The sequence below is a fragment of the Streptomyces sp. P5F9 genome, from assembly GCF_057961495.1.
In genome coordinates, this window is the sequence record NZ_JBXVPZ010000683.1 from 1 (window position 1) to 3,808 (window position 3,808).

General features: G+C 66.6%; 1 protein-coding gene and 1 pseudogene. One reads left to right on the forward strand and one right to left on the reverse strand.

The genetic code is table 11. The features are described 5' to 3' along the window. Nucleotides 1-735: pseudogene (locus AC31A1_RS48415) on the forward strand (NACHT domain-containing protein); the annotation flags it as partial. An 80-nt stretch (nt 736-815) separates the two neighbouring features. On the opposite strand, the gene AC31A1_RS48420 reads toward AC31A1_RS48415, so the two are convergent. Further along, entirely contained in the window at nt 816-3,344 is a 2,529-nt protein-coding gene (locus AC31A1_RS48420) for an ATP-dependent Clp protease ATP-binding subunit (protein WP_033286115.1), read from the reverse strand. Nucleotides 3,345-3,808: the final 464 nt, after the last annotated feature.

A 3,808-nucleotide genomic window follows, 5' to 3' on the forward strand; every position in this document is an offset into this window, starting at 1 on the left:
GGCGACGCGAGCACTGTCCTGCGCACCCTGATGCTCCGCAGCGGCCTGCTGCGCCAACCCGCCGAGGGCGTAGTGGACTTCGTCCACCGCACGTTCCAGGACTATCTGGGCGCGCGCTACGCCGTGAAGGAAGGCCACCTCGACGTCCTCACCAGCCGCGCGGACGACGTCCAGTGGGAGGACGTCATCCGCCTGACGCTGCTCGCGCTGGCATACCTGGAGCATGCGACGGCTCTGAATCCACATGTGCGGGCAGAGGTCGAGAGACGGGCGGCCACGCTGATTCCGCCGCGTACAAGGGAGGACGCGCACACCCTGGCGGGCGCCGGGCCGCTGGTCCTGGAGCTGTTGCCGGGGCCAGAGGGGCTGACGGACGAGGAGGCAAAGGCCGTCACGATCACCGCCTCGGTCCTCGGCGCGGCGGAACCCGATGGAGCACTGGCGGTACTGCGACGCTTCCGCAGCCACCGGTCCCTCGATGTGAGGCGGCAACTCACGGGCACCTGGGACCGGTTCGGCACCCGGGAGTACGCAGTCGACGTACTCGACCATTTGCCGCGGGACGATCTCTTCGTGGTCTGCGCATCGCCCGAGCATCTGGACGCACTGCGGTTGATGCGCCCTTGGCATCGGCTGACGATCTGTGGTTCGCCCACGCTGGGCGAGTTCGTCGGCGCCGTGGGCAATCCGGACACGGTCGATGTACTGAGTCTTAACCGACGACCGCCTCTGACCCCGGCCCCGAATATGGGAAAGGGGCCGGTGCCCAAAAGCACCGGCCCCTTTCCCAGCCGTAAAACCCAAACCGCTGAGCCTTACGCCTCCTTGCTCAAATTCGGACCCGCGCCACCAGCGGCGGCGTCCTCGATCGGCGGCACATCGGGAAGCGCCGACTTCTCCTCACCCCGGAAGGTGAAGGTCTTCGCGTCGCCTTCGCCCTCGACGTCCACGACCACGATGTGACCGGGACGCAGCTCGCCGAAGAGGATCTTCTCCGAGAGCGTGTCCTCGATCTCGCGCTGGATCGTGCGCCGCAGCGGACGCGCGCCCAGCACCGGGTCGTAACCCTTCTTGGAGAGGAGCTCCTTCGCGGCCTGGGAGAGCTCGATGCCCATGTCCCGGTCCTTGAGGCGCTCGTCCACCTTGCCGACCATCAGGTCGACGATCTGGAGGATGTCGTCCTGGGTGAGCTGCGGGAAGACGACGACGTCGTCGACGCGGTTGAGGAACTCGGGGCGGAAGTGCTGCTTGAGCTCGTCCGAGACCTTGTTCTTCATGCGCTCGTAGTTGGACTTCGTGTCACCCGTGGCCGCGAAACCAAGGTTGAAGCCCTTGGAGATGTCCCGCGTACCGAGGTTGGTCGTCATGATGATGACCGTGTTCTTGAAGTCCACGACCCGGCCCTGGGAGTCGGTCAGGCGACCGTCCTCCAGGATCTGGAGAAGGCTGTTGAAGATGTCCGGGTGGGCCTTCTCGACCTCGTCGAAGAGGACGACCGAGAACGGCTTGCGACGGACCTTCTCCGTGAGCTGGCCGCCCTCTTCGTAGCCCACGTATCCGGGGGGCGAACCGAAGAGACGCGACACCGTGTGCTTCTCGCTGAACTCCGACATGTCGAGGGAGATCAGCGCGTCCTCGTCACCGAAGAGGAACTCGGCGAGGGCCTTGGACAGCTCGGTCTTACCGACACCGGACGGGCCGGCGAAGATGAACGAACCACCGGGACGCTTCGGGTCCTTGAGGCCCGCACGCGTACGACGGATCGCCTTCGAGAGCGCCTTGACGGCGTCCTTCTGGCCGATGACCCGCTTGTGGAGCTCGTCCTCCATGCGCAGCAGACGCGAGGACTCCTCCTCGGTCAGCTTGAAGACCGGGATGCCGGTGGCGGTCGCGAGGACCTCGGCGATCAGCTCGCCGTCGACCTCGGCGACGACGTCCATGTCGCCGGCCTTCCACTCCTTCTCCCGCTTGGCCTTGGCGGCCAGGAGCTGCTTCTCCTTGTCGCGGAGGGAGGCGGCCTTCTCGAAGTCCTGCGAGTCGATCGCGGACTCCTTGTCGCGGCGGACGCCGGCGATCTTCTCGTCGAACTCGCGCAGGTCCGGCGGCGCGGTCATCCGGCGGATGCGCATCCGGGAGCCGGCCTCGTCGATCAGGTCGATCGCCTTGTCCGGCAGGAAGCGGTCCGAGATGTACCGGTCGGCCAGCGTGGCGGCCTGCACGAGCGCCTCGTCCGTGATGGAGACACGGTGGTGGGCCTCGTACCGGTCGCGCAGACCCTTGAGGATCTCGATGGTGTGCGGCAGGGACGGCTCCGCGACCTGGATGGGCTGGAAGCGGCGCTCAAGGGCCGCGTCCTTCTCCAGGTGCTTGCGGTACTCGTCCAGCGTCGTCGCACCGATGGTCTGCAGCTCACCGCGGGCCAGCATCGGCTTCAGGATCGAAGCGGCGTCGATGGCGCCCTCGGCGGCACCCGCACCGACCAGCGTGTGCAGCTCGTCGATGAACAGGATGATGTCGCCGCGGGTGCGGATCTCCTTGAGGACCTTCTTCAGGCGCTCCTCGAAGTCACCGCGGTAGCGGGAGCCGGCGACCAGCGCGCCGAGGTCCAGGGTGTAGAGGTGCTTGTCCTTGAGGGTCTCGGGCACCTCGCCCTTGACGATGGCCTGGGCGAGGCCCTCGACGACGGCGGTCTTGCCGACGCCGGGCTCACCGATCAGGACCGGGTTGTTCTTGGTGCGGCGGGACAGCACCTGCATGACCCGCTCGATCTCCTTCTCGCGCCCGATGACCGGGTCGAGCTTGGACTCACGAGCGGCCTGGGTGAGGTTGCGGCCGAACTGGTCGAGGACCAGGGACGTCGAGGGGGTGCCCTCCGCAGGGCCGCCGGCGGTGGCGGTCTCCTTGCCCTGGTAACCGGAGAGCAGCTGGATCACCTGCTGCCGCACACGGTTGAGATCAGCGCCCAGCTTGACCAGGACCTGGGCGGCGACGCCCTCGCCCTCACGGATCAGGCCGAGCAGGATGTGCTCCGTGCCGATGTAGTTGTGGCCCAGCTGAAGGGCCTCGCGGAGCGAGAGCTCCAGGACCTTCTTGGCTCGGGGGGTGAAGGGGATGTGACCGGACGGCGCCTGCTGGCCCTGTCCGATGATCTCCTCCACCTGCTGGCGGACCGCCTCAAGCGAAATGCCGAGGCTCTCCAGGGCCTTTGCGGCGACACCCTCACCCTCGTGGATCAGGCCCAGGAGGATGTGCTCGGTGCCGATGTAGTTGTGGTTGAGCATCCGGGCTTCTTCCTGAGCCAGGACGACAACCCGCCGCGCGCGGTCGGTGAACCTCTCGAACATCGTTAATCGCTCCTCAGAGCGGTCAGGCAGTAAGGGGACGCTCCCCTCCCTGTCCTTCCGCAGCTTAGTCCCGCAAGCGGGGACCGCTCATTCCAACTGCCGACACCGGACCGAGATCCAACACTGCCTCCTGAACCCGAACGCCGACATCTGCTCCAACCTGATGGTGCGAGACGATGTTCCCGCAGGCCAGGCAGTTACCCTCACCATGAGTACGCCGATGGCGAACGTGAGACGCCCTTTTCTGCGTGTCGCCCCCTCCCACTAGGGATTGTCTTACCCGTACGGACTGACACTCCATGCCGTTCGCACCGGTTCCCTCCGCTACGGGCGAACAACCTTGCGCCGCGCCGCACCCCCGAATGCCCCCGTTTCCCGTACCCAGCGCATTCGTTGGACCACCCAGCGTAACTCCCGGCCCGCTTCGGCGGTTGCTCTTGGCATGGTTCGCACAGTCCCCCCTC